General features: G+C 49.5%; 1 protein-coding gene. It reads right to left on the reverse strand.

Features of this window, described 5'->3' with window-relative positions:
• A partial coding sequence (locus ACTHUE_RS19180) for a carbon starvation CstA family protein (RefSeq protein ID WP_440424188.1) occupies positions 1–1244 on the reverse strand: 1244 nt, incomplete at its 3' end.
• Positions 1245–1366 lie beyond the last annotated feature (122 nt).

The raw sequence follows: 1366 nt of genomic DNA on the forward strand, positions 1-1366 counted from the left end.
TTCAGTTTAGTGGTGATGACTTCGGCAGCTGTGTTGGCATCTGTACCAATCAGCGCGGCCGGGCTGTTCATCGCAAAGTACACGCCTGGCTCAAGCGAAGCGGCGGCAGCCAGCGCCATAATAGCCACAAAGCTTTCCATAATCATGCCGCCGTAACCGATCATGCGGACGTGGGTTTCGTTTTCCACCATTTTTGGAGTGGTACCTGAAGAAATCAGCGCATGGAAGCCTGAAACTGCACCACAAGCAATGGTAATGAACAAGAATGGGAACAATGCACCAGAGAATACCGGGCCTGAACCATCGATAAAGTGGGTAACTGCAGGCATTTGCAGAGTCGGGTTAACAATAACGATACCCAAAGCCAAAGCTGCAATCGTACCGATTTTCAGGAAGGTAGACAGATAGTCGCGCGGAGTCAGCAAGAGCCAAACCGGCAATACGGAAGCCACGAAACCGTAAATCATAATCGCCCAAGTCAGCTGAATGCCGTCAAGGTCGAACCAGTGACCGAAGGAGCTGTGGGCAACATCTTCACCGTAAATCACGGCCAACATCAGCAAAATAAAGCCGACGATGGAAATCTCGCCGATTTTGCCCGGACGGATATAACGGGTGTAAATACCCATAAACAGAGCAATCGGCATAGTCGCTGCGATGGTGAACGTACCCCAAGGGCTGTGAACCAATGCTTTCACAACAATCAGCGCCAACACCGCCATAATGATGACCATAATCATCAAAATACCAATGGATGCAATCACGCCGGGAACGGTACCGAGTTCTTGTTTCACGATATCGCCCAAAGACTTACCGTCACGGCGCATAGAAACAAATAGTACCATCATATCCTGTACGGCACCGGCAAATACCACGCCGAAGATAATCCACAAAGTACCGGGCAGATAACCCATTTGCGCTGCCAATACAGGACCAACCAGAGGGCCTGCGCCGGCAATAGCGGCAAAGTGGTGGCCGAACAGTACGCCTTTATGTGTGGGAACATAGTCCAAGCCGTCATTGTGGCGTTCTGCCGGAGTCAGACGGTTAGGATCAAGCTGCATCACACGGTTGGCAATGTAAAGACTGTAGAAACGGTAGGCAATGCAGTATACCGAAATGGCGGCCGTAACCATCCAAATCGCACTGACTTGCTCGCCACGGCTGAGAGCTAAAGTAGTAAAGGAGGCCAAGCCTACCAAAACCACAATGCCCCAGATCAAAAATGATTTGAGCGATTTCATTGATTTATCCTTAAAACGTGATGCACCAAGGCTTGCTTTAGCGACAAACTGCCTTAATGCGCTTCAGAAAGACCAGTCATTATAGTCTTCATGATTTCATGAGTGAAATGTCATTTCAACCC

It is taken from the genome of Neisseria sp. P0021.S005 (genome assembly GCF_051956955.1).